The 23,747-nt window shown below is 61.7% G+C and carries 23 protein-coding genes and 1 pseudogene; 11 read left to right on the plus strand and 13 right to left on the minus strand.

All coding sequences use genetic code 11. From position 1 onward, the window contains the following. Positions 1-129: 129 nt before the first annotated feature. From rnhA to coxB, 10 genes are all read right to left on the minus strand, one after another. Positions 130-570 (minus strand): ribonuclease HI, encoded by a 441-nt coding sequence (gene rnhA, locus ACEPP2_RS00410; RefSeq protein ID WP_052637217.1) that lies wholly within the window; start codon positions 568-570, stop codon positions 130-132. Further along, complete coding sequence (locus ACEPP2_RS00415) at positions 570-1,544, minus strand: homoserine kinase (RefSeq protein WP_395515445.1); 975 nt, start codon at positions 1,542-1,544, stop codon at positions 570-572. The genes rnhA and ACEPP2_RS00415 overlap by 1 nt, the downstream gene beginning before the upstream one ends. An 82-nt stretch (positions 1,545-1,626) precedes the next feature. Next, positions 1,627-2,643, minus strand: a complete 1,017-nt coding sequence (ispH, locus tag ACEPP2_RS00420; RefSeq protein ID WP_281978426.1) for a 4-hydroxy-3-methylbut-2-enyl diphosphate reductase — start codon at positions 2,641-2,643, stop codon at positions 1,627-1,629. 86 nt (positions 2,644-2,729) lie between these two features. Then, entirely contained in the window at positions 2,730-3,479 is a 750-nt protein-coding gene (locus ACEPP2_RS00425; RefSeq protein WP_395515446.1) for an SURF1 family protein, read from the minus strand. A gap of 87 nt (positions 3,480-3,566) precedes the next feature. Beyond that, complete coding sequence (locus ACEPP2_RS00430) at positions 3,567-4,442, minus strand: cytochrome c oxidase subunit 3 (protein ID WP_077548102.1); 876 nt, start codon at positions 4,440-4,442, stop codon at positions 3,567-3,569. Between the two features lie 50 nt (positions 4,443-4,492). After that, positions 4,493-5,095, minus strand: coding sequence for a cytochrome c oxidase assembly protein (locus ACEPP2_RS00435; RefSeq protein ID WP_077548103.1), 603 nt, complete (start codon positions 5,093-5,095; stop codon positions 4,493-4,495). A 10-nt stretch (positions 5,096-5,105) separates the two neighbouring features. After that, positions 5,106-5,246, minus strand: coding sequence for a hypothetical protein (locus ACEPP2_RS00440; protein ID WP_162197768.1), 141 nt, complete (start codon positions 5,244-5,246; stop codon positions 5,106-5,108). Further along, positions 5,243-6,196: a heme o synthase gene (locus ACEPP2_RS00445; protein ID WP_395515447.1), complete on the minus strand. Its 954-nt coding sequence runs from the start codon at positions 6,194-6,196 to the stop codon at positions 5,243-5,245. Before ACEPP2_RS00445 ends, ACEPP2_RS00440 begins: the two co-directional genes overlap by 4 nt. Positions 6,197-6,263: 67 nt before the next feature. Continuing rightward, positions 6,264-7,958, minus strand: coding sequence for a cytochrome c oxidase subunit I (gene ctaD, locus ACEPP2_RS00450; RefSeq protein ID WP_142590091.1), 1,695 nt, complete (start codon positions 7,956-7,958; stop codon positions 6,264-6,266). Positions 7,959-7,973: 15 nt separating this feature from the next. Beyond that, positions 7,974-8,861 (minus strand): cytochrome c oxidase subunit II, encoded by an 888-nt coding sequence (coxB, locus tag ACEPP2_RS00455; protein ID WP_395515448.1) that lies wholly within the window; start codon positions 8,859-8,861, stop codon positions 7,974-7,976. Positions 8,862-9,167: 306 nt separating this feature from the next. Between coxB and ACEPP2_RS00460 the strand changes: the two genes are divergently transcribed. The 4 genes and pseudogenes from ACEPP2_RS00460 to ACEPP2_RS00475 all read left to right on the plus strand — a co-directional run bounded on the left by ACEPP2_RS00460 (position 9,168) and on the right by ACEPP2_RS00475 (position 12,493). Beyond that, positions 9,168-9,752, plus strand: coding sequence for an invasion associated locus B family protein (locus ACEPP2_RS00460; RefSeq protein WP_281978429.1), 585 nt, complete (start codon positions 9,168-9,170; stop codon positions 9,750-9,752). Between the two features lie 79 nt (positions 9,753-9,831). Beyond that, positions 9,832-11,247: a metalloprotease TldD gene (gene tldD / locus ACEPP2_RS00465; protein ID WP_395515449.1), complete on the plus strand. Its 1,416-nt coding sequence runs from the start codon at positions 9,832-9,834 to the stop codon at positions 11,245-11,247. Positions 11,248-11,251: 4 nt separating this feature from the next. Next, positions 11,252-11,377: pseudogene (locus ACEPP2_RS00470) on the plus strand (bleomycin resistance protein); the annotation flags it as partial. Positions 11,378-11,452: 75 nt separating this feature from the next. Then, positions 11,453-12,493 carry a polysaccharide deacetylase family protein gene (locus tag ACEPP2_RS00475; RefSeq protein ID WP_395515789.1) on the plus strand — a complete coding sequence of 347 codons (1,041 nt, stop codon included), beginning with the start codon at positions 11,453-11,455 and terminating at the stop codon, positions 12,491-12,493. Positions 12,494-12,495: 2 nt separating this feature from the next. Here the strand turns inward: ACEPP2_RS00475 and pdxH are convergent, their stop codons facing one another. Further along, positions 12,496-13,116, minus strand: coding sequence for a pyridoxamine 5'-phosphate oxidase (gene pdxH, locus ACEPP2_RS00480; protein ID WP_077548110.1), 621 nt, complete (start codon positions 13,114-13,116; stop codon positions 12,496-12,498). Between the two features lie 61 nt (positions 13,117-13,177). Between pdxH and ACEPP2_RS00485 the strand changes: the two genes are divergently transcribed. From ACEPP2_RS00485 to ACEPP2_RS00500, 4 genes are all read left to right on the plus strand, one after another. Continuing rightward, positions 13,178-13,630, plus strand: coding sequence for an RT0821/Lpp0805 family surface protein (locus tag ACEPP2_RS00485; RefSeq protein WP_052637204.1), 453 nt, complete (start codon positions 13,178-13,180; stop codon positions 13,628-13,630). A 183-nt stretch (positions 13,631-13,813) separates the two neighbouring features. After that, complete coding sequence (locus tag ACEPP2_RS00490; RefSeq protein ID WP_395515450.1) at positions 13,814-14,962, plus strand: DnaJ C-terminal domain-containing protein; 1,149 nt, start codon at positions 13,814-13,816, stop codon at positions 14,960-14,962. Positions 14,963-15,106: 144 nt separating this feature from the next. Further along, positions 15,107-15,925, plus strand: a complete 819-nt coding sequence (fabI, locus tag ACEPP2_RS00495; protein WP_077548112.1) for an enoyl-ACP reductase FabI — start codon at positions 15,107-15,109, stop codon at positions 15,923-15,925. An 18-nt stretch (positions 15,926-15,943) separates the two neighbouring features. Next, positions 15,944-16,531 carry a histidine phosphatase family protein gene (locus tag ACEPP2_RS00500; protein WP_395515451.1) on the plus strand — a complete coding sequence of 196 codons (588 nt, stop codon included), beginning with the start codon at positions 15,944-15,946 and terminating at the stop codon, positions 16,529-16,531. 1 nt (position 16,532) lies between these two features. Here ACEPP2_RS00500 and ACEPP2_RS00505 read toward each other — a convergent pair whose 3' ends face one another. Then, positions 16,533-16,793, minus strand: coding sequence for a DUF1344 domain-containing protein (locus tag ACEPP2_RS00505; RefSeq protein ID WP_052641748.1), 261 nt, complete (start codon positions 16,791-16,793; stop codon positions 16,533-16,535). Between the two features lie 441 nt (positions 16,794-17,234). Between ACEPP2_RS00505 and ACEPP2_RS00510 the strand changes: the two genes are divergently transcribed. The 3 genes from ACEPP2_RS00510 to ribB all read left to right on the plus strand — a co-directional run bounded on the left by ACEPP2_RS00510 (position 17,235) and on the right by ribB (position 22,470). Then, complete coding sequence (locus tag ACEPP2_RS00510) at positions 17,235-20,174, plus strand: bifunctional diguanylate cyclase/phosphodiesterase (protein ID WP_395515452.1); 2,940 nt, start codon at positions 17,235-17,237, stop codon at positions 20,172-20,174. 86 nt (positions 20,175-20,260) lie between these two features. Then, the gene (aroC, locus tag ACEPP2_RS00515; RefSeq protein ID WP_395515453.1) at positions 20,261-21,358 is read left to right on the plus strand and encodes a chorismate synthase; all 1,098 of its coding nucleotides are present in this window, start codon (positions 20,261-20,263) and stop codon (positions 21,356-21,358) included. Positions 21,359-21,369: 11 nt separating this feature from the next. After that, positions 21,370-22,470, plus strand: a complete 1,101-nt coding sequence (gene ribB, locus ACEPP2_RS00520; RefSeq protein WP_152340807.1) for a 3,4-dihydroxy-2-butanone-4-phosphate synthase — start codon at positions 21,370-21,372, stop codon at positions 22,468-22,470. A gap of 15 nt (positions 22,471-22,485) precedes the next feature. Here the strand turns inward: ribB and ACEPP2_RS00525 are convergent, their stop codons facing one another. Further along, positions 22,486-23,676, minus strand: coding sequence for a winged helix-turn-helix domain-containing protein (locus tag ACEPP2_RS00525; protein WP_395515454.1), 1,191 nt, complete (start codon positions 23,674-23,676; stop codon positions 22,486-22,488). Positions 23,677-23,747 lie beyond the last annotated feature (71 nt).

Here is a 23,747-nt window from a genome sequence, read left to right on the forward strand (position 1 = left end):
CCCGATGGTCCGGTGGAGCACAATAGGTATCGCCGAGCGTGGGGCAACCCCGAAACTCGGCTATGGATCGAGACTGTTTCGCTCCGGATGAAGCCTGCGGGGTGAGTGCAGGAGAGCGGTAGAACTTGGTCAGCGCTTCTTGAAAGGCGCCATGCCGAGCCGCGCCAGTTCGTCGGCGCGCTCGTTTTCCGGATGTCCGGCATGGCCCTTGATCCAGTGCAGCGTCACCTTGTGCTTGTTGCGCGCCTCCTCCAGCTGCTGCCAAAGCTCGGCATTCTTGACCGGCTTCTTGTCGGCGGTCTTCCAGCCGTTCTTCTTCCAGCCGAAGATCCACTTCGAGATGCCGTCCTTCACGTAGGCGCTGTCGGTATAAAGATCGACCTCGCAGGGGGTCTTGAGAGCATTGAGCGCCTGGATGGCGGCCATCAGTTCCATGCGGTTGTTGGTGGTCTGCGCCTCGCCGCCGGACATCTCCTTCTCCGTCTCACCATAGCGGAGGATCGCGCCCCATCCACCGGGGCCGGGATTGCCGGAGCAGGCACCGTCCGTGAATATCTCGACGTGCTTCATCAGGCCACTTCCGCCGGCAGGCCATACTCGACGCTCGAGGCAATCGATCGATGGAAGCGCAACTTCCTCAGGTATTCGAGCGGATCCTTCTTCACGACAAGCGCTCCTTCCGGCGTGGTCAGCCAGTCATAGAGCCTGGTCAGGAAGAAGCGCAGGGCGGATCCCCGGCAGAGGACGGGCAGCGCATCCCTCTCCTGCCTCGAAAGCCGGCGGACCGCGTCATAGCCTTCCAGGAGCGCCATGCCCTTTGTGAGATTGTAGGAGCCGTCCTTCTCGAAGCACCAGGCATTCAGGCAGATAGCGACGTCATAGGCGAGCATATCGTTGCAGGCGAAGTAGAAATCGATCAGGCCGGACAACTGGTCTCCGAGGAAGAAGACATTGTCCTGAAAGAGATCTGCATGGATGACACCGAACGGCAGGTCGCGGGGCCAGCATGAATCGAGATAGGCGAGTTCTGACCCGATCTCCTCCTCCAGTCCCGCCTCGACTTCGTCGGCACGGTCGGCGGATTTCTCCCAGAGGGTCTTCCAGCCCTCCAGCGACAGGGCGTTGGGGCGTGTGAGCTGGAACCCCTCCCCGGCAAGATGCATCTGCGCCAGGGCGCGGCCGACTTCGCGGCAATGCTTCGCCTCCGGCTTCCTCAGCCACATGCCCTCAAGGAAGGAGATCAACGCCGCCGGTCGTCCTGAAAGCTCTCCGAGCAATGCACCATCGCGGCGCGGCAGAGGCAGCGGACAGGAGAGACCGCGATCAGCCAGATGCTGCATCAGGCCGAGGAAGAAGGGCAGATCCGCCCTCTCCACCCGTTTCTCATAGAGGGTCAGGATGAGCGGCTCACGGGTGGTGTGCAGCAGGAAGTTCGAATTCTCGACGCCCTCGGCGATGCCCTTGTAGGAGGTAAGCTCACCGACGTCGTACTGGGTCAGGAAGTCTCTGAGGTCGTCTTCGGTGATATCTGTATAAACGGCCAAGGCTGTGTCTCGCAATGAACGGCGCGAGGCGCAGAGGCGCCTCGGGAATCGGCGCTACACTATCGCGCCGGCGGCCGAAAAGTCACCCGTTCACGAAGGCCATGTCCTCTCGCGTGAGGGGCACGCCGCGCAGCTCGCGATTGACGAGGAAGTTTTCTGTCTCCTCGGCGGTGATGGCCAGTTCGACGGTCGCGTCATACCGTTCACGGAAGGCCCCTATGATCTCATCCACGATGACTTCCGGAGCAGACGCGCCTGCCGATATGCCGAGAGTGGAGATCGGACCGATTTCGTCCCAATCCAGTTCCGAGGCGCGCTGCACCAGTAGCGAGCGTTGGGCGCCCGCCCTCAGTGCCACCTCGACAAGGCGCTTGGAGTTGGAGGAGTTCGGGGCGCCGACGACGATGAAGATGTCACAGCCGGGCGCTGCTTCCTTGACGGCGTCCTGGCGATTGGTAGTGGCATAGCAGATGGAATCGGCAGCCGGAGCCTGCAGATTGGGAAACCTCTCCTGCAGCTTGGCGATCACGCCGGCGGTATCGTCGACGGAAAGCGTCGTCTGCGTCACAAAGCCGAGATTGTCCGGATCTTCCGGCAGATAGACTTCGGCATCCTCCACGGTCTCGACCAGGGAAACGCTGCCTTCCGGAAGCTGCCCCATGGTGCCGATCACCTCCGGATGGCCCGCATGGCCGATCAGGATGACATGCCGCCCGAGGCGCTGGTGGCGCATGGCCTGCTTGTGGACCTTGGATACGAGGGGGCAGGTAGCATCGAGATAGAAGAGGTTTCGGGCCTGCGCATCGGCCGGTACAGACTTCGGCACCCCGTGCGCGGAAAAGACCACCGGCTGGTTGCGATGCTCCGGCGGTATCTCGTCAAGCTCCTCGACGAAGACAGCGCCCTTGGCTTCGAGCCCTTCAACCACATAGCGGTTGTGGACGATCTCGTGCCGGACATAGACCGGCGCGCCATAGGCCTTCAGCGCAAGGACGACGATCTGGATGGCACGATCGACGCCGGCGCAGAACCCGCGAGGGCCGCAGAGACGGATTGTCAGAGGCGGCTTGGCCAGGTGTTGTTCGGTATGGATGTTCATGCGACCCGCTGGCTGGGAATTGGATGTTGCCGTTCATATAGGCGACCCCTTCCCCGACCGCCAAGCAAAACTTCGTCAGTTGTCGTTCAAGCCCGGCGGCGCCGCCACCAGACACCCGCAACAACCGCGACCAGTGCCGCTGCCAGTCCGTACCAAGTCACCGCATATTGCAGGTGATTGTTGGGCAGCGAAAACTGCGTCACACCTCCCTGCGGCCATCCACCGGGATTTTTCACGGCCTCATCCGCATCCATGAAGAAGGGGAGGACCTCCCGTCGGTCGAGACCGGTTGACGAGGCCATCCCGTCGAGATCCTTCCAATAGAAGAGGTTCTTGGCAATGTCGTTATCGGGAACAATGGCCGAAGGCTTCTCCAGTAGCTCGGAGCGGGCGTAACCGCTCACCGTCACCACTCCTTCAACCTGGCCCTGCGGGCGCAGAGCTGGATCTTTCAGATCATACGGCACGAAGCCGCGGTTGACGAAGAGCCTTCCGCCATCCGCGACTGTCAGCGGTGTGTAGATGTAGAAGCCGGTACGTCCTTCATGGGTAGCGAAGAAGTGCCGTTCCCGGTCGTGATCGAAAACGCCCGTCACCGTCATGGCGCGGTATTCGATATCCTCGCCTCGGGCCAGCAGCGCCTCGATCTCCGTGACATTCAACGGCGGCGCTGCGTGGCGCTCCGCAATGTTTGCGAGCAACTGCTCCTTCCAGACCAGACGCTGCGCCTGCCACGTGCCGAGTGAGAGAAGGATGGCAAGAGCGAGCAGAACGAGGATCGACGTCACGACCGACCTGAGCCGGCTCGTCGGGTGGAGTTGCGTGTTGTGGTTCATCCGTTCATGCCGCTCGTCAGTCCTCGAAAGCAGAAGGGCGGCTTGCGCCGCCCCCTCGATACTATGTGGTCTTTTCGACCCGCCCGATCAATGGGCGAGCGGAGCGCCCCAACCACCCCAGATGTAGATGGAGAAGAAGAGGAACAGCCACACCACGTCGACGAAGTGCCAGTACCATGCCGCAGCCTCGAACCCGAAGTGCTGCTGCGGGGTGAACCCGCCACGCATCGCACGGATGAGGCAGACGATCAGGAAGATCGTGCCGATCAGGACGTGGAAGCCGTGGAAGCCCGTCGCCATGAAGAAGGTCGCGCCATAGATCGAGTTGGAGAACTCGAACGGAGCGGTTGCGTATTCGTAGGCCTGCACGAAGGAGAACAACAGGCCAAGCGCGACGGTGAGTGCGAGACCGTTCACGAGCCCCTTGCGGTCGTTGTGCAGCAGGGCGTGGTGGGCCCAGGTCACGCAAGTACCGGAGAGAAGCAAGATGACGGTGTTGTAGAGCGGCAGGTGCCAGGGATCGAGAACCTCGACGCCGGCCGGCGGCCATTGTCCACCTGTGAACTCCACGCGCGAAGCCTGGATCGCCTCGTTGGCGAAAAGGCTCGCATCAAAGAAGGCCCAGAACCACGCCACGAAGAACATCACTTCGGAGGCGATGAACATGATCATGCCGTAGCGGAGATGCAGGGAGACGACCCGCGTGTGGTTGCCCTCGCGACCTTCCTTGATGGTGTCGCTCCACCAGCCAACCATGGTGTAGAGAATGATCGCGAGACCAATGTAGAACAGCCACGGCGACGCCCAGTTGATGCCGAGCATGTTGAACTCGCCACCGTTCAGGTAACGCATGTAGCCGACACCGCCAAAGGTGATGATAAAGGCGCCGATGGACGCGATAAGCGGCCAGGGGCTTGGGTCGATGATGTGGTAGTCGTGATGTTTCTGATGCGCGTCGGCCATGTCAGAATCCCCGGATCATTGCATGCTCGCCGGAAAACCGGCGAATCCTCTCAAAGTTGCCCATTGACCGGCTTACCCTTTTCCTGAACCGCCGCAACAGGCTTGGACGGCTGCGAGGGGTAGAAGGTGTAAGACAGCGTGATCGTCTTGATGTTCTTTGTTTCCTCGGCCTTGGTGATCTCCGGATCAACGAAGAACACCACCGGCATTTCCAGGCTCTCGCCCGGCTGGAGCGTCGTCTCCGTGAAGCAGAAGCACTCGACCTTGTTGAAGTAGGCCCCCGCCTCCATGGGCGTGACGTTGAAGACCGCGGTACCGGTGGTGCGTTCGCTCGACCTGTTCGTCGCGGTAAATGTCACCTGCACGGTCTCGCCGATCTTCGGCTCGATGCGCTTCGCCGCCTTGAAATCCCAGTTCAGGCCGTTCGACGTGTTGGCGTCGAAGGTTACAGGGAGCGTTTGATCCAGAATGACGTCGGAATACTGCTCCGCCCGCTGGGTCGTGCCATTGTAACCGGTCACCTGGCAGAACAGCTGGTAGAGGGGCACCGCCGCATAGGCCATGCCGATCATGCCGCCGACGAAGACGAAGCACATCGCCATGATCGTGCCGTTACCGACCCGTCTGTCCTGTGATGCCTTAACCTGCGTCATGTTCCGCTCCTCAACCGCCGATGCCGCCGATCTTGACGATGGTGATGACGTAGAAGAGACCGACCAGCCCCGCGAGAACCAGCCCAAGTGCAATGTTGCGGTTGCGCCGCGACTTCTTCTGCTTGTCGGTCACCTTTATGGTGTCGATCATTGTATCTCTCCCGCCAGATTGGCCAGCCCGGCTGCGAAATAGTCTGCTAGCAGGGCGGAGAAGATCGCGAAGAGGTAGAAGACCGAATAGGCAAACATCTTCTTCGCCGCGATCATCTTCTGGTCGCCATCCGGCATGCGCCAGACGGCGATGGAACAGTAGATGAAGACAGCGCCAAGCACCGCTGCGAACAGGCCATAGCCGAGGCTCGCGAGCCCCGTGAAATAGGGCGCGACGGCGACGGCTGCGGTCAGGACGGCATAGACGACGATCTGGTTCTTCGTGGAGCGCTCACCGGCGACGTTTGGCATCATGGGGATGCCGACCGAGCCGTAGTCGCGCATCTTGAACAGCGCCAGAGCCCAGAAATGCGCAGGCGTCCACAGAAAGATGATGAGGAAAAGCAGGATGCTGTCGAGCGAGACGCTCCCGGTGACGCAGGCCCAGCCGATCATCGGCGGAAATGCGCCCGACGCGCCGCCGATGACGATGTTCTGGGGCGTCGAGCGCTTCAGCCACATCGTGTAGACGACGGCATAGAAGAAGATGGTAAAGGCCAGCAGCGAGGCAGCGGCCCAGTTCACGGCGAGCCCGAGGATCGCTACGGAAAAGACGGAGAGCGTGAGGCCGAAGGCCAGCGCCTCGCGCGGCTCGATCCGTCCGGATGGGATCGGGCGCTTCGCCGTACGCGACATGACGGCATCAATATCGGCGTCATACCACATGTTCAGGGCCCCGGATGCTCCAGCGCCGACGGCGATGCACAGGACGGAGATCGCGGCCAGGACGGGATTGATGTTACCCGGCGCCACGACCAGCCCGACGAGCGCGGTAAAGACCACAAGCGACATCACCCGCGGCTTCAGAAGCTCGAAGAAATCGCGCGCACTGGCTTCAGAAAGGCTGATGCCTCTCTCGTCGCCAACTGCATCGTGATCGATTACCGTCATTATCTTGTCCGTTTTTGTTATTGCTCAGGGCACCGCGGGAGGCGGTGCCCTGTCTTTCAGGCCTGGATCAGCGGACCTTCGGCAGTTGTTCCCACTGGTGGTACGGCGGCGGCGAAGAGAGCTGCCATTCGAGCGTGCTGGCGCCCTCGCCCCACGGGTTGTCACCGGCGACGCGCTTCTTCGCGAAGGCTTCCCATACCATGTAGAGGAAGATGATCACGCCGAGGAAGGAGATGTACGAGCCGATCGAGGACACCCAGTTCCAGCCTGCGTAGGCATCCGGGTAGTCGATGTAGCGGCGCGGCATGCCTGCCAGACCCAGGAAGTGCTGCGGGAAGAACACCAGGTTCACACCGATGAACATGACCCAGAAGTGCAGGTTGCCTAGCATTTCAGAGTACATGTAGCCCGACATCTTCGGGAACCAGTAGTACCAGGCCGCGAAGATGGCGAAGACGGCGCCGAGCGACAGGACGTAGTGGAAGTGTGCAACCACGTAGTACGTGTCGTGCATCGAGCGGTCGAGGCCGGCATTGGCGAGCTGAACGCCCGTCACGCCGCCGACGGTGAACAGGAAGATGAACCCGATCGCCCAGATCATCGGCGTGCGGAAGGTGAGCGAGCCGCCCCACATCGTCGCGATCCATGAGAAGATCTTGATCCCGGTCGGAATGGCGATGACCATCGTCGCGAAGACGAAGTAGCGCTGCGCGTCGAGCGACAGGCCGACCGTATACATGTGGTGGGCCCAGACGATGAAGCCGACGGCACCGATCGCGACCATGGCATAGGCCATGCCGAGATAACCGAAGACCGGCTTGCGCGAGAAGGTCGACACGATGTGGCTGATGATGCCGAACCCCGGCAGGATCAGGATGTAGACTTCCGGGTGACCGAAGAACCAGAAGAGGTGCTGGTAGAGGATCGGGTCACCGCCGCCTTCCGGTGCGAAGAAGGTGGTGCCGAAGTTACGATCGGTCAGCAGCATGGTGATGCCGCCGGCGAGAACCGGAAGCGAGAGCAGCAGCAGGAATGCGGTGACCAGCACCGACCATGCGAAGAGCGGCATCTTGTGGATGGTCATGCCTGGAGCGCGCATGTTCAGGATCGTGGTGATGAAGTTGATCGCACCCAGGATGGAGGACGCGCCCGAAACGTGTAGCGCGAAGATCGCCAGGTCGATGGCAGGGCCCGGATGGCCAGCCGTCGCCAGCGGCGGATAGAGCGTCCAGCCGCCACCTGCGCCATAGGCACCGGCAGGCCCCTCAACGAAGAGCGACAGCATCAGCAGCAGGAAAGCCGGCGGCAACAGCCAGAAGGAAATGTTGTTGAGGCGCGGGAAGGCCATGTCCGGAGCGCCGATCATGATCGGGATCATCCAGTTGGCGAAGCCGCCGATCAGCGCGGGCATGACCATGAAGAAGATCATGACAAGAGCATGCGCAGTGGTGAACACATTATACATGTGCTTGCCGCCGTCGATGGCAGCGTCACCCTCGAAGCCGTAGACCATGGCCGCGAGGCCGTGGAAGATCTGGATGCCGGGCTCCTGGAGCTCCATGCGCATCGCGACGGACATGAGGCCACCGATGATGCCCGCGATGATCGCGAAGATCAGGTAGAGCGTGCCGATGTCCTTGTGATTGGTCGAAAGGAACCAGCGGGCGAAGAAGCCCGGCTTATGGTCATGATGCCCGTGCGCATCGTCGTGCGAGGCAGTGCGGGCGTGAGCGTGATCGTCGTGAGCGGTTGGTCCAGCCATTGTCCTCACTCCTCGTTACTTGGATTCGGTTGCCGCAAGGCGAACGGCATCACCCGACTCGTCAACTGCAGCCATCAGGGCGCGATTGGCGCCGGCCAGGTCTGACTGAGCGGCCGCCAGCCAAGTGTTGTACTGCTCTTCGGAGACGACGCGGATCGCGATCGGCATAAAGGCATGGTCCTTGCCGCAGAGCTCGGAGCACTGGCCATAATACATGCCTTCCCGCTCCGCCTTGAACCATGTCTCGTTGAGACGGCCCGGCACGGCGTCGATCTTCAGGCCGAAGGCAGGCATGGCGAATGCGTGGATGACGTCGGTCGGCGCTGCCGTTACCAGCAGGCGCACGGTCTTGTTCACCGGCACCACCATTTCGTTGTCGACGGCGAGCAGGCGCGGATAGGCGGCGAGATCTTCCTTGCCGGCCGCGGCACGGTCTTCGTCCCTGAGAATATAGGAATCAAAGGCGAGCGGAGTTTCGCCACCCTCATATTCATAGCTCCACAGCCACTGGGTGCCGGTTGCCTTGACGGTCAGATCCGGGTTGGTGGGGATCGTCAACTGCGCATTGAGGAGATTGAAGGAAGGGATCGCGATGAGGAAGAGAACGAGAACCGGTCCGATCGTCCAGATGATCTCGATCATCGTGTTGTGGCTCGTGCGCGACGGCACCGGATTGGCGCTGGCGCGGAACTTCATAACGACGACGACCAGAAGGATCAGAACAAGGAAGGTAATGGGGACAATGAACCACAGGGTGTAGTTATTGAACCACTTGATTTCTTGCATGATCGGCGTGGCGGGGGTCTGCAGGTCAACCTGCCAGGGCGTGGGCTGATCGGCGAAACCGGCAGAAGCAAAGAGCAGACAGATGAGCGCCGTCATCACCGCAAAAGCTCTGTTCATCACTAATTCTCCTCAGGCGTTTGATCTGGATCAACCTCAAACGCAGAATCCAGGCTATGTGACCTGCTTCAATCACAGTTTGACGGTCGCCGCAATATCTGGCGGGAAAACGCCGTGCGGCATTTTTGCGCTTCGTCAAATGCCGAGAGTCTCACGGGTTTTGGCAGAAAATCCGGGTGCGCCACCTCCCTCTCCCGGGACACCAGTCCCATTTTCGCCTCACTCGATTGGGAAGAGGTCGGGGCTTTTCATTTCGCGCCTGCAACGCCAAGAATAGCCGCACCGATTCGCTGTCCAGAGGGTTTTATGGGTCGCTCCTCGATCATTGTCGCCTGTCTCGTTGCTGTCCTTGCCGGCTCGACGCTTTCCGCGCAGGCACAGCAACCTGCTGCACCGGCGCCCGGCACGGAGGCTGCGCCTTCCCCCGAGGATCGCGTACCGACGCCATCGAGGCAGCAGCCCGGCGCGGTGCGCTCCAACCACGGCGCATGGTCGATCATTTGCGACAGGCCTGCGGGTGCCTCGTCGGAACAGTGCGCGCTGATGCAGAACGTCATCGCCGATGACCGACCGGAAGTCGGCCTTTCGGTGGTTGTGCTGAAGACTGCCGACGGCAAGGCGAAGATCCTTCGCATCCTCGCGCCGCTCGGCGTCCTGCTCAAGGACGGCATGGAACTCTTCGTCGACAACAACAATATTGGTCGCGCCTACTTCACCCGCTGCTTCTCCGAGGGATGCTATGTGGAGGTGGAGATCGACGACGAGCTGATGCGCATTCTGCGGGCCGGCAAGAACGCCGTTTTCGCGTTGCGGGAATCGGTCGACCAGGACCGCGTCGGCATTCCGATCGAGTTGACCGGCTTCGCCGCCGGCTACGACGCCCTGCCCTGATCCTTGCTTCGGCCGGTAGCCGGACCTACATCGGTTTCACACGCTTCCCGTCATCGGGGAGCAAGGGAGCTTTTTACTGATGAACACCGACCTCTTGAGCCTTTTCGACTGCGACGAGGCAAGGCTGCGCCGCATTCTCTCTGAAACCCTTTCGGCTGCCGATGACGGCGAGCTGTTCGTGGAACATGCCCAGGCGGAATCGCTCACATTCGACAACGGCCGGCTGAAAGGCGGGAGCTTCAACACCGACCAGGGCTTCGGACTTCGTGCCGTTGCGGGGGAATCGGTGGGCTATGCGCATGCGGGCGAACTGTCAGCGGCGGCCCTATCACGCGCAGCCGATGCGGTGCGGGCGGTGACGGCCGGCTATTCCGGCTCCTATGCCGCGGCACCGCAGCGGACCAACAAGAAATACTATGGTGATGAGAACCCCATCGGCCAGCCGAGCTTCGAGGAGAAGGTGAAGCTCCTGACGGAGATCGACGCCTATCTGAGGGGCAAGGATCCGAAGGTGCGGCAGGTGACCGCCACCGCCTCGGCCAGCTGGCAGGTGATCGACATTCTGCGGGCCGACGGCCACAGGGTGCAGGACATCCGGCCGATGACGCGGGTCAACATTTCCGTCGTGGTGGGTGATGGCGACCGGCAGGAATCGGGCTCCTTCGGCACCGGCGGCCGCATGGGCTTCGGCGATTTCGTCGCCAGCGGCAACTGGAAGACGGGTGCCGACGAGGCGCTCCGGCAGGCGCTGGTCAATCTTGAAGCCATCGAGGCGCCCGCAGGCACCATGGATGTCGTGCTTGGCAACGGGTGGCCGGGCGTGATGCTGCACGAGGCCGTCGGCCATGGGCTGGAAGGCGACTTCAACCGCAAGAAGACCTCCGCCTTCGCCGGACTGCTCGGCGAAATGGTCGCCGCACCCGGCGTGACCGTCGTAGATGACGGCACGATCGACAACCGCCGTGGCTCCATCACCATCGACGACGAAGGGACCCCCTCCGGCTACAACGTCCTGATCGAGAACGGCAAGCTCGTCGGCTACATGCAGGACCGGCAGAATGCCCGGTTGATGGGCATGACGCCGACCGGCAACGGGCGCCGCCAGGGCTATGCACATGTACCCATGCCGCGCATGACAAACACCTACATGCTTGGCGGCGACAGGACGCCGGAAGAAATCATCGCGTCGGTGAAGAAGGGCATCTACGCCGTATCCTTCGGCGGCGGGCAAGTCGACATCACCTCCGGCAAGTTCGTCTTCGGCTGCACCGAGGCCTACATGATCGAGAACGGCAAGATCGGCCCGGCCATCAAGGGCGCCATGCTGATCGGCAACGGGCCTGAGGCCATGAAGCGCGTTTCTATGGTCGGCAACGACAGCAAGCTCGACACCGGTATCGGCAATTGCGGCAAGGCCGGGCAATGGGTACCGGTGGGCGTCGGCCAGCCGCATCTCCGCATGGACCAGGTCACGGTCGGCGGCACGCGGACTTAGAGCGTTGGCGGCAAATGCCCTCGTTCCGGAACTCGCCGTCTCGGATTGGCGAGTGAGCCGTGCCTTCTACTCAGACGTGATCGGCTTTTCCGTCCTATACGAGCGGCCGATGCCCGATAACGGGTTCAGTAACGATTAAGACAATCCCGTCTAACTTCTCCGGCAGGTGGGGCAACGGGGCGGGTCCATATCTATGAATATGCGGTTGAAGGCGCTGCTGAAGCGACGAGGCAAGCGATTGGCGATCGCCGGCGCACTCGAAGCGGCAGCGCTGCTCACACGGGCCGGAGCGATCAAGAAAGCCAGGGGCCGTGGCGCGATCTTCACACTGCACCACGTCCGCCCGCCAGACGCCTCGTCCTTTGCCGCCAACAGGCATCTGCAAGTCACCCCCGAATTCCTCGATCAGGCGATCGCGCAGCTCCGAGAGGATGGGTACGAGTTCATTCGCCTGGATGAGGTTGCTGCGCGGCTGCGGTCGCCTGGCACACAGCCGTTCGCAGTCTTTACGCTGGACGACGGCTATCGCAACAATGTCGAGCACGCATTGCCGGTCTTCGAGCGGCATGGTGTTCCCTTCACCATCTTCTTCACCCGCGGGTTTTGCGAGCGCACTCATGCGCTCTGGTGGGAGACGCTCGGACGTCTTCTCGCTTGCAACGACACACTTCGGTTTGATTTCGGCCAAGGCGAAGAGAGCCTCGACCTTTCCACGGAGCCGCAGAAACTGCAGGCGTTCGATCGCTTCGCACGCTTCGTCGAGACCGAGCCCGAGGACGTCGCGGTTGCCCGGATCGATGGGCTTGCGCGCGAGCACGGGATCGATCCGCTGAAGATCACTGATCATCTCGTCATGAGTTGCGACGAGTTGCGGCGGATTGCGTCGCATCCCCTCGCCTCCGCGGGCGCCCACACACTCAGCCATCGCAACGTCGCCCGGCTTCCGACGGCCGAGGCGCGCCGCGAGCTGGAGCAATCGGCGGACTGGCTTGAGACGCTCACGGGCAAGCGCCCCCGTGCCTTCGCCTATCCTTATGGATTTCCAGCTGCCGTGACTGAGCGGGACATGGAGATAGCACGGGAGGTCGGCTTCGAGGTGGCGGTCACCACGCAACCCGGGACAATCGACGAAACCTCAGTAGGTCGGCTGACCGCCCTACCCCGGATTTCCCTGAACGGGCACTTCCAGCGTCCCCGCTACGTGTCGGCGCTGGCTTCCGGCATCCCCTTCAAGCTGATGCGTTAGGATCAGGGATACATCCTGACCTTTTCCCAGGCGCCTTCGGGAGAGGGACGCCGGAACTCGATCCGGTCATGCAGGCGGAAGGGGCGGTCGTGCCAGAATTCGATGGAAACGGGCTTGATCCGGAAGCCGGACCAGTGCGCCGGGCGCGGGATCTCCCCGATTGCATATCGGGCCGTGAACTCAGCCACGGCCTTTTCCAGCGCAAACCGACCTTCGAGAGGCCGGGACTGTTTCGACGCCCAGGCCCCGATCCGGCTGCCGCGGGGACGGGTCGCGTAGTAGGCGTCGGCCTCGGCGTCGGTCACCACCTCGACCTCGCCCCTCAGCCTCACCTGCCGACGCAGGGACTTCCAGTGGAAGCACATTGCCGCCTTTTTCTGGCCAAGGATTTCCCGGCCTTTCTGGCTTTCGAAGTTGGTGTAGAAGACAAAGCCCTGCTCGTCATATCCCTTCAGCAGGACCATACGCACGTTGGGCATGCCATGATCGTCCACCGTGGCGAGCGCCACGGCCGTCGGATCATTTAGCTCGGATGTCTCCGCTTCCTTCAGCCACTTTCCGAACAGGGCAAAAGGCTCGTGTTCTTCGGTGAAGTCACTCGTTGTTAACCCACTCTCAGACATATTGACTAAAACACTCCCGACTGGTGAATTTGCCCGTGACTCAGCCCGGACAGGACGCAAGGTGGTACTGATAGCAAAGTCGAACAAGCGCTCAAAGTGGCTGGTCCGAACAAGTACGCATGCGTTCGCCCTGATATCGATCGCGCTTTCCTCGACCTCATGTACCAGCAGTCTTGACCTGCTCGGCAGCGCATCGAAGGTCGATCGCTCCATCTCGACGGGAACCGTGCCACGCAGCGGATCAGAAGACGTCCTGTCGGACGAGGCGACCGTCCGCAACGCCGTGACATCGGCCGATCTTGCCAAGGTCGGCGATACGCCCCTGCCCTGGGCAAACACGGCCACCGGCAGCGCAGGCGTGGTATCGACCATAAAGGAAGCGCGGAATGCAGGCCGGGTCTGCCGCGACTTCAAGACCACCCGTCACTCCTACGAGGGAATAGCGATGTTCTCCGGCCAGGCATGCATGACGGGTCGGGGCGACTGGTTGCTGACTGCTTTCGATCGTCAGTAGAATTTTAACCGTCCGGCACCCTGCACGGCACGCGTAACCACTGATTCACAATTGTCCTGATAACCTTCAGTGCCGCGGAGACACCGGGAAAGGAACCGGTCGACTCCGTGAACGTTGTTGTCGTGATAACAGGCGGGGCCACACATCGTGGGGTACGCCATTCTTTGAACCGGTGGTCATTTCATGCGTGATCCGTACTCTGTTCTTGGTGTGCAACGAAATGCCGATGCAGACGAGATCAAGGCTGCCTGGCGTTCGAAGGCCAAATCCGTCCATCCTGACCACAATCAAAGCGACCCGGGTGCTTCGAGCCGTTTCGCGGAAGTCGGCCGGGCCTATGAGGTTCTGAAGGACCCTGAGCGCCGCAAGCGCTACGACCGCGCCGTCGACGCCCACCAAACCATCCTGCAGCAGCGCCAGGCTGCACGCGAAGCTGCCGAGCGCGCCAAGGCGGCCAAGGCGAATGCCGAGAAGGTCATGGAGGAGCTCGCACGGGCCAATGCCCAGCGCGCGCAGGCCCAGGCGAATGCCAAGGCGGCAGCGCCCGAGACGGAAGCTGCCGAAGACATGGTCGAACGGATATTTGGCGCCGCGAAGGATGCAGGTGCGAGCGCCGACGAAGGCCGGACGACGCAAGACAGCGAGGCAAGCAGAAAGGCTCAGCCCCAACCTTCATCTTTCTCCTCGGGTTCGGCTGCCGGAACGGACAAAAATCCGTCGGAAGGCGGCAATATCGCGCCGGAGCCGCGGCCGCTGCCCGTGCAGGCGGTTGATCTCATCGCGTCACTCGTCCGTCGCATTCGCGGGGTGAATGCTCCGCCGGAAAAGGCGCCGGATCATGCCGTCGAAGCGCATGTTTCCCTTGAAGAGCTTCTCAAGCAGAGCTGGGTGGCGATCAAGCTGCCGGAGGATCGCGAGGTTCACTTCCGGCTCGAGCCCGGCATGACTGCAGGCCATGTTGCGCGCCTGAAGGGCCAAGGTCTTAAGGTGCCAGGCATGCTGCGCGGCGACCTGCTCGTGACCATCAAGCTGGTCACCGACGCAAAGTTCCGGATCGAGGGATACGATATCCACACCATCATGCCGATCTCGCTCGAGGACGCCGTGCTCGGAACCGAAACCCATGTCGAAACGCCAGAGGGACCTAGGCAGATCACGGTCCCGCCGTGGTCGGGGTCGGATCGGGCCATTGAACTGGAAGAGCTCGGGCTTGCCGATGGCGAAGGCAATCGCGGCAAGCTGGTGGTCGAACTGCGGGTGATGCTGTGGGAAAAGCCCGACGCGAAAGTGACGGACCTGATGCGGCACATGCGCGAGGGCCTCTACGTCTGAGTATGGCTGGCCGCCACCCTGTCATGCACTCTTTGTTACGAGTGGCTACATGAGATGATCCAGGTCAACTTGAACGGTTGAACCGCCTATGCCATAGGCAGGCCTGACTTTTCAGGTTTCGACTTTGGTCTCAGGGGACACAGCATGGTTCAGGCTTCAGGCCTCATGGCAGGCAAGCGCGGCGTCATTATGGGCGTCGCCAACAACCGCTCGATCGCTTGGGGCATTGCCAAGGCCATCCACGCACAGGGAGGCGAGGTCGCCTTCACCTACCAGGGCGATGCCCTTCGCAAGCGGGTCGAACCGCTTGCCGCAGAGATCGGTGCCGTGGTTGCGGGCGACTGTGATGTCGGAGATGAGGCAAGCATCGATGCCGCATTTGCGGAGATCGAAAAGCTTTGGGGAAAGATCGATTTCCTCGTCCACGCCATCGGCTTCTCCGACAAGGATGAACTGACCGGTCGCTACGTCGACACCACGGCCGACAATTTCGACAAGACGATGCGGATCTCCGTCTATTCGCTCACATCTGTGGCGCGACGCGCCGAAAAGCTGATGTCAGACGGTGGCTCCATGCTGACCCTGACCTATTACGGCGCCGAGAAGGTCATGCCGAACTACAACGTCATGGGCGTGGCGAAGGCGGCGCTGGAGGCGAGTGTGAAGTATCTGGCGGTCGATCTCGGCCCCAAGAATATCCGCGTCAATGCCATTTCCGCCGGCCCGATCAAGACGCTGGCTGCCTCCGGGATCGGCGACTTCCGCTACATCTTGAAGTGGAACGAGTATAATGCGCCGCTGCGTCGTACGGTCACCATCGAGGAAGTGGGTGATGTCGGCCTTTACCTGCTGTCCGACCTGTCGCGGTCGGTTACGGGCGAAGTCCATCATGCCGACAGCGGCTATCATGTCGTCGGCATGAAAGCCGTCGATGCTCCGGACATCTCCGTCATCAAGGATTGACGCCAGGGAACGAAGGCCGTGCTCATCTACATGGTCCGCCACGGCCAGACGGACTGGAATGCCGAAGGGCGCCTCCAGGGACAAAAGGACATTGCGCTCAACGAGCGCGGTCGCTCTCAGGCGACCCGCAACGGGCGGGTTCTCCTGGAGATGATCGGAGATCCTTCCTCCTACGACTTCGTTGCCAGCCCCCTTTCCCGTACGCGGGAGACCATGGAGCGGCTACGTACCGCAATGGGGCTCGACCCATCCGCCTACCGTACGGACGAGCGACTGCTCGAGCTTTCCTTCGGGGATTGGGAAGGTCATACGCTGGCAGAGGTGCACGATTTCGCACCGGAACGACTGCTGGCGAGAGATGCGCAAAAGTGGAACTTCATTCCGCCGGGCACGGATGCCGAGAGCTATGAAATTCTCTCCTGGCGGGTCGGTGCCTGGCTGAAATCACTGGACCGGCCGACGATCTGCGTCACGCACGGCGGCGTCATAAGATCCATCTTCCGATTGGTGGCAGATACCACCGAAGAGGAAGCGGCCAAGATGAACGTCCCACAGGACAAAATCCTGAAAGTCGACCTGGATACAGGCAGCCTCGGCTGGCACTGACCTACTGGACGATCTCCAGATCATCCACCACGCGGCTGCCATCGACTTCGGTGTAGAAGACCAGCACCTTCACGCCGGACTCCAAGCCCTCGAAATTGAACTCCTCCGGAACCTTGTAGGTCTTCCCGTCATCCAGTGTCAGCGTCAGGTCGTTGAGATCCACCGACTGGATGGTGGCTTCCACGTCCGAACTCTGCGCGAAGCCGCTCAGCGGCGAGAGGAGACTGGCAGTTCCGAGCAGGGCAGCAATCAGGAAGCGCATAGTGAGGACTTTCAGGCAAATCAGACAGGCTTGATCGAGGCGCAAGATAGTCTCCGGATTGTGGCGAAATTCGCCCGCGGTCATGACTTTTTCCGTGCAAGTAGTGACCTGATTGTTAATTCCGATCAAGCCTCTAAGCGCAGACCTCCGTTAACGCGGGGATGTTGTCTCTCCCGGCGCATGAGGCTCCTGGACGACGCAATCAGCCATTAACCCGGACCATGTAAAACCGTCGCTTGTCAGGTGAGATGAAAAGGGGCGAGTTTGACTGCCTGGGGAATGCTGCGCGCGCATCTGCGGCCAATCGTTGGAAGGACTCCGGTTCTTGCAGTAGCAACCGTGGCGGTTGCCGGCCTGGTTCTACTCCTTGCCTTATCGCTCGATGAACGACACCGGCGACAATATCAGGAAGAATTGCGCGAACGCGCGGAGCGAGCGATCATGTTCGTTTCCCTGCGCATCAAATCGGAAATCGATGACGAAGTAGCGGCGACCGGGCGGCTGGCTCTCGCGCATCAATCGCGAGAGTTCGGATCGGAGGAGTTCTTCCAGGCGCTTGCGGAATACGAACTGCAGCGGAATCCCAGTGTAGCGGCGATCGCGGTCGCATCGGAAAACGGCCTTGACACCTTCCTTAGCCGGTCACCTCTCGACGGCGACAGGCTTGCTGCCGCCGTGCGGGAGCAGGTGGCCCGGCGAGCGTCGGCGATCATGTCGAAACCTGACAGCCCGTTCCTCATCATCGTCTCTCCCATCGAAGCCCCGGCAAGCACGGAGCGGCCCATTAGCGTAGCATTGCTGATCGACAAGATCGCATTGATGACAGCATCCGGCATCGAGTTCGTCCCGGATCTCGATGCAGTACGACTGACGAATGCTCCTGGACTGGAGATAGCCATTCGCGACAGCCGCGTGCAAATCCCCTTCGTCGGACAAGCGAGCGTCAGCGATCTTCAGCCGCTCGAATGGCAGATACCGTTGGCGACAACCGTCTGGCAGGTCGTCGTTGCGCCATCGACCGGGTGGGACGTGACCGCACCAAACCAAGCCGAATACCGCTTCTCCCTGCTCTTCGGCGGACTTGGTGTCGTGCTTCCGATCCTGCTGGCAAGTATCCTCATCGGCGAACGCAACCGCAACATCACCGCGTTGAAGGCCCGCGAGGCGAACCTTCTGGAACTGTCACAGCGTTTCAACCTCGCCATGGAAGCGTCCAATATCGGGATCTGGGAGGTGACCGACAACGGGCACCACCTGTTCTGGGACGACCGCTCGGCTGCTCTGCATGGCTGCGAACAAGATGGGGTGCGCAACAGGCTGGACGACTGGCACGGCGCGATCTATCCCGAGGACCTGGAAGCGGCGGAAGCACATTTCTTCAACTGCATCTGCGCCAAGACCGCATGCACAGAAACCTATCGCGTCGCGACGGAGGACGGGGCGGTCCGCTACCTCAGATCCGCTGGCGCAAGTTATCGCAATCCGGATGGAACCCTCCGCAGCACGGGCATCGTCTGGGACGTGACGGCCGACATGCTGATGGCGCAGATGCTGCGCGATGCTAAGGCGGTCAGCGACATCAAGAACGCCGAACTGGAGCTCGCGCTCGACGAGCTCTCCAAGCGCGAGCAGGAGCTCGATGAACTTTCGAGCAAGCTCGATCTCGCTCTCGCCTCGTACAACTGCGGCATCTGGGAGGTCGATCTGGAAACACGGACGGAGCGATGGGACGAGCGCATGTGCCAGCTCTACGGCATCCCCTACACGGACGGGATAGTCTCGCACCACGAATGGTCCAAGCTCGTGCACCCCGACGACCGGGAGATGGCGGAGACAGTCTCCTACGGGTTCCAGACTTCCGGCATCAAGGAGACGCTCGTCGTGCGCGTTCCGCAGGGCGAGGGCAATGTGCGCTACATCCGTTCCGTCGGGCAGCTTCAGGTCGACCGAAACGGGCGCCGCAAGGTCGTCGGCATCGCCTTCGACGTGACAGAAGACGCCGTTCTGACGGCCCAATTGAAGGCTGCCAAGGCCGAATCTGATGCCAAGAACCTAGAACTCGAATTCGCCAAGAGCCGCATCGAACACAACGCGCTGCACGACCCACTGACGGGTCTCGGTAACCGACGCAAGCTGGACGCGGAACTGGATCTCCTGTCGCGCCAGAGCCGCACCGAACGACAGAAGCTCACGATCCTCCACCTGGATCTCGACCGCTTCAAGCAGATCAACGATACGCTTGGACACGCGGCCGGGGACGCGATGCTGGTGCATGCCTCCGAGGTGCTGTCACGCAATGTTCGCGAGAACGACATCGTCGCTCGCATCGGTGGTGATGAATTCGTCATCCTCATTCGCGATGAGAACGGCCATGATCGCGTCGCGCAGCTGGCGACCCGCATCATCGGCGAGCTTCGCCAGCCGATCGACTTCGAGGGTTTTGCGTGCCGCGGCGGCGTCTCGATCGGCATCGCGCAGGCAAGTGGCGTCAACATCGATGCGCGCCGCGTCCTCGTGAATGCCGACATTGCCCTCTACCGGGCCAAGGCCATGGGCAGGAACCGCTACGAGTTCTTTACCCAGAACCTGCAGGCCGAAATCGTCGGCCACAAGCGCACGGCCGACGAACTGCTGGCGGGCCTCGAGAATCATGAGTTCACGACGCGCTACCAACCCCAGTTCGATGCGCGCACCAGTCAGCTTGCGGGGGTCGAGGCCCTCGTGCGCTGGAACCATCCCCATCTCGGCATCCTCACTCCGGACCGCTTCCTGCGGATTGCCGAAGAGTTGAATGTCGCCGCAACCATCGACCAGATCGTCCTGGAAACAGTGATGAAGGACCTCAAACGCTGGGCGGAACTTGGCGTGAGCGTGCCGCGCGTCTCGGTCAATGTATCGTCCCGTCGCCTTCACGACGAGAAGCTGATCGAAGGCCTGAAGCTGCTGGATATCAGGCCCGGGCAGATCGCGTTCGAGCTCGTCGAGTCTATCTTCCTGGACGAACACGAGGATGTCGTCGCGCGCAATCTCGAGCAGATAAGCGGCCTCGGCATCGATATAGAGATCGACGATTTCGGCACTGGCCATACCTCTATCGTCGGCGTGCTTAAGCTCAAGCCGCAGCGCCTGAAGATCGACCGGCAGCTGGTCATGCCGATCCTGCACTCGCCGCAGGAACGGGCGCTCGTGCGCTCGATCATCGACATCGCCCGCTCGCTCGGCGTCGAGACTGTGGCGGAGGGGGTCGAAAGCATGCAGCACGCCGCCATGCTGCGGGAACTGGGGTGCGACCTGCTGCAGGGCTACGCCTTCGCCAGACCCTTGTCGTTCGCCGAGTTCACCGAGGCGGCGATCGTCCGCTGGGCGCGTGCCGCAGCCTGACAAGAAGGGCTTGTCGCCCGGCGCCGTTTTCCATAAGACAGCCCCGTCGGAACCTGCAAAGGCCGGTTCTTCACGGGCGATCCAGAATGTCTCACAACACATTTGGCCATCTTTTCCGAGTTACCACCTGGGGCGAGAGCCACGGGCCCGCGCTCGGCTGTGTCGTCGATGGCTGCCCTCCCGGCATCCGGCTGACGCTTGCCGAAATCCAGGGCGGGATGGACAGGCGCAAGCCGGGGCAATCTAGGTTCGTGACGCAGCGACGTGAGGACGATATCGTCAAGGTGCTGTCCGGCGTGATGCTCGCCGAGGACGGCGAGACCATGGTCACCACCGGCACGCCAATCTCCATGCTGATCGAGAACACCGACCAGCGCTCGAAGGACTATGGCGAGATCGCGCGACGCTACCGCCCGGGACATGCCGACTATACCTATGACGTGAAATACGGCATCCGCGACTATCGCGGCGGCGGACGCTCCTCCGCCCGCGAGACGGCAGCGCGCGTGGCCGCTGGGGCCGTGGCACGCAAGGTAGTGCCAGACCTCGTGGTTCGCGGCGCGCTGGTGCAGATCGGCAAGCACAAAATCAACCGCACCAACTGGGACTGGGCGCAGGTCGACCAGAACCCGTTCTTCTGCCCGGACCCCGAGACGGTGCCGGTCTGGGAAGAGTATCTCGACTCCATTCGCAAGGCGGGCTCGTCGATCGGCGCGGTCGTAGAGGTCGTGGCCGAGAACGTCCCGGCCGGACTGGGCGCGCCGATCTACGGCAAGCTCGACCAGGACATCGCCTCGCTGCTCATGTCAATCAACGCCGTGAAGGGTGTCGAGATCGGCGACGGCTTTGCGACCGCCGAACTTTCCGGCGAGGAGAATGCCGACGAAATGCGCATGGGCAATGACGGCAAGCCGCTGTTTCTCTCCAACCATGCAGGCGGCATTCTGGGCGGGATCTCCAGCGGCCAGCCGGTGGTGGCGCGCTTCGCCATCAAGCCGACCTCTTCCATACTCACGGAACGGCAGTCGATCGATGCCGACGGAAACAATATCGATGTCCGCACCAAGGGCCGGCATGACCCGTGCGTCGGCATCCGCGCCGTACCGATCGGCGAGGCCATGGTAGCCTGCGCCATCGCCGACCATTACCTCCGCGACCGGGCGCAGACCGGGCGGCAGCGATAAGGACCTTCTCCATGGCCTATGACCAGAAGCGCGTCGTTGACGCTATCCGTGCCTTCGAAGCCGGCGAAATCGTCGTCGTGACGGATGACGACGACCGCGAGAACGAAGGCGACCTGATCGTCGCCGCTGTCCACTGCACGGCCGAGAAAATGGCCTTCATCGTTCGTCACACGTCGGGCATCGTCTGCGCGCCCATGCCGCGCGAGGAGGCCAAGCGCCTCAACCTCAATGCCATGGTGGCGGAAAACGACAGCGCGCATACTACCGCCTTCACCGTGACCGTCGATTTCAAGCACGGCACCACGACCGGGATCTCGGCCGAAGACCGGACGCTGACGGTCCGCAACCTCGCCAATCCCAACGTTGGCCCTTCGGACTTCGTCCGTCCGGGTCATATATTCCCGCTGGTCGCGCGCGAAGGCGGCGTGCTGATGCGGTCCGGTCATACGGAAGCTGCCGTCGATCTCTGCAAGCTCGCGGGCCTGCCGCCGATTGGCGTCATCTGCGAACTCGTCAATGACGATGGCACCGTGACGCGTGGCGCCCAGGTGGCGGCCTTTGCCGAGAAGCACAGCCTGAAGCAGGTCTCCGTCGCGGACCTGATCGCGTACCGGCAGCGCAAGGAAACGCTGATCGAGTTGCAGTCGAGCTTCGATGTGGAGACCCGCTTCGGGAAGGCCAAGGGCCATGCCTATTCCCTGCCCTGGGACCCGATGCAGCACGTCGCGATCGTCTTCGGGGATATACGCGACGGGGTAGACATCCCGGTCCGGCTGCATCTCGAGAACGTGGCAGCCGATGTTTTCGGCGCACAGCGTGCGGTTGATACCTACATGGAAAGGATAGCCACGGAGGGCCGTGGGGTGATCATCTATCTGCGCGAAGGCTCTGTCGGCGTCGGCCAGAAGGATCATGGGCGCAAGTATCGCCACGATCAGGAAGCGCATGAGCAGGCCCAAGCGCGCGAGAGCGAATGGCTGGAAATCGGCCTCGGCGCGCAAATCCTCAAGGACCTCGGCATTACATCCATCAAACTGTTGACCCGCAGCGAGCGGCACTATGTTGGCCTGGAAGGGTTTGGTATCCGGATCGCTGAGACGGTGATCTGCTAAGGCTGGCCTCCGTCCTCAGCCACGCCAGCCATCGAGGTAGTTGACGCGCTCGACACCGGCGAACTTCGCGACGCGCGTCAGCTCTGCATCCAGCTTTTCCAGCCTGCCGTTCGAGGCGCGAACGCCCGGCTCGAGCCAGAGACGCCTGACATCCAGAGACCCGGCCTTGCGATCCGCCTTCATGTCGATGCGGCCGATCATCCGTTCCCCCTCGATCAGCGGAAAGACGTAGTAGCCATATTGGCGCTTCGGCTCGGGCACGAATATCTCGATCCGGTAGCTGAAGTTGAACAGCCGTTCAGCCCTGTTGCGGTCGCGCAGCAGGGGGTCGAACGGACTGAGGACGCGGATGCGCCCCGGAGGCTTGGAAATACTATCCAGCGAAGTGGGGAAATCCTGGAAGGCATGGGCTGCCCGCGGCCTGCTGCCATTGGCGCTCTCGATCACCACCTCCGTCAACTCGTCGCGATGGGCGTCGACCCAATCCTTTGCCTCCTGCGGCGTGACGAGGGCCCAGAACGCGGCGATCTCGCCGGACGTCGCAAATCCCAGCCGCGTCAGCGCGCTGCGGCAGGCCCAGTCGACGAATTCCTCGTGGCTGACCTCCGGTTCGTGATGATGCGCCGGTAGCACCCTTTCCGTGAGGTCATAAACCTTCTGGAAATTCACCCGTCCCGCGATCGCTAGCTTCCCCGTGTGCCAGTAGTATTCGAGCGCCGTCTTGTTGGGATGCCAGTTCCACCATCCGCCGGACTTGTGCTCCTCCGCCTTCATCTCCCGGGCCATGATAGGGCCACCCTCGACGATCCGCCGGTAGGTCTCTTCGAAAGCGCTGTCGTAACCCTCTCCCTGCCATTTCCTCCAGCGTTCTCCGATCACGGCTTCGCGGCGTACAAAGCGATGCTTCCAGTAGCGGAAGAAAGCAGACGGGATGACCGAGGCATCGTGCGTCCAGTGCTCGAAAAGCTCACCGTCCTTCTCCAGGAGATGCTGCAGGTGCTCGCGCCGGTAGGTCTGGTTGCGCGAGAACAGGATCATGTGATGGGCGCGTTCGACTGTCGCGATACTATCGATCTGCACGAAGCCGAGCTTGTCGATCAGGCTCAACAGTCCGGCCTTGTCGAGTCTGCGGGAGGGGGGCAGGGAGAGGCCCTGCCGCTCAAGAAAGATTCGCCGCGCCTGCTCGTTCGGGATGAGAATCGCCATGTCGGCAACATTAGGACGATCATCGGCGCAGTTCAATGTTCACCTTATGTTTTGCATTCCCCTGCCCCGGC

Origin of the sequence: Pseudorhizobium flavum (genome assembly GCF_044142885.1) — a bacterium.
In the GTDB taxonomy this organism is placed as follows: domain Bacteria; phylum Pseudomonadota; class Alphaproteobacteria; order Rhizobiales; family Rhizobiaceae; genus Neorhizobium; species Neorhizobium flavum.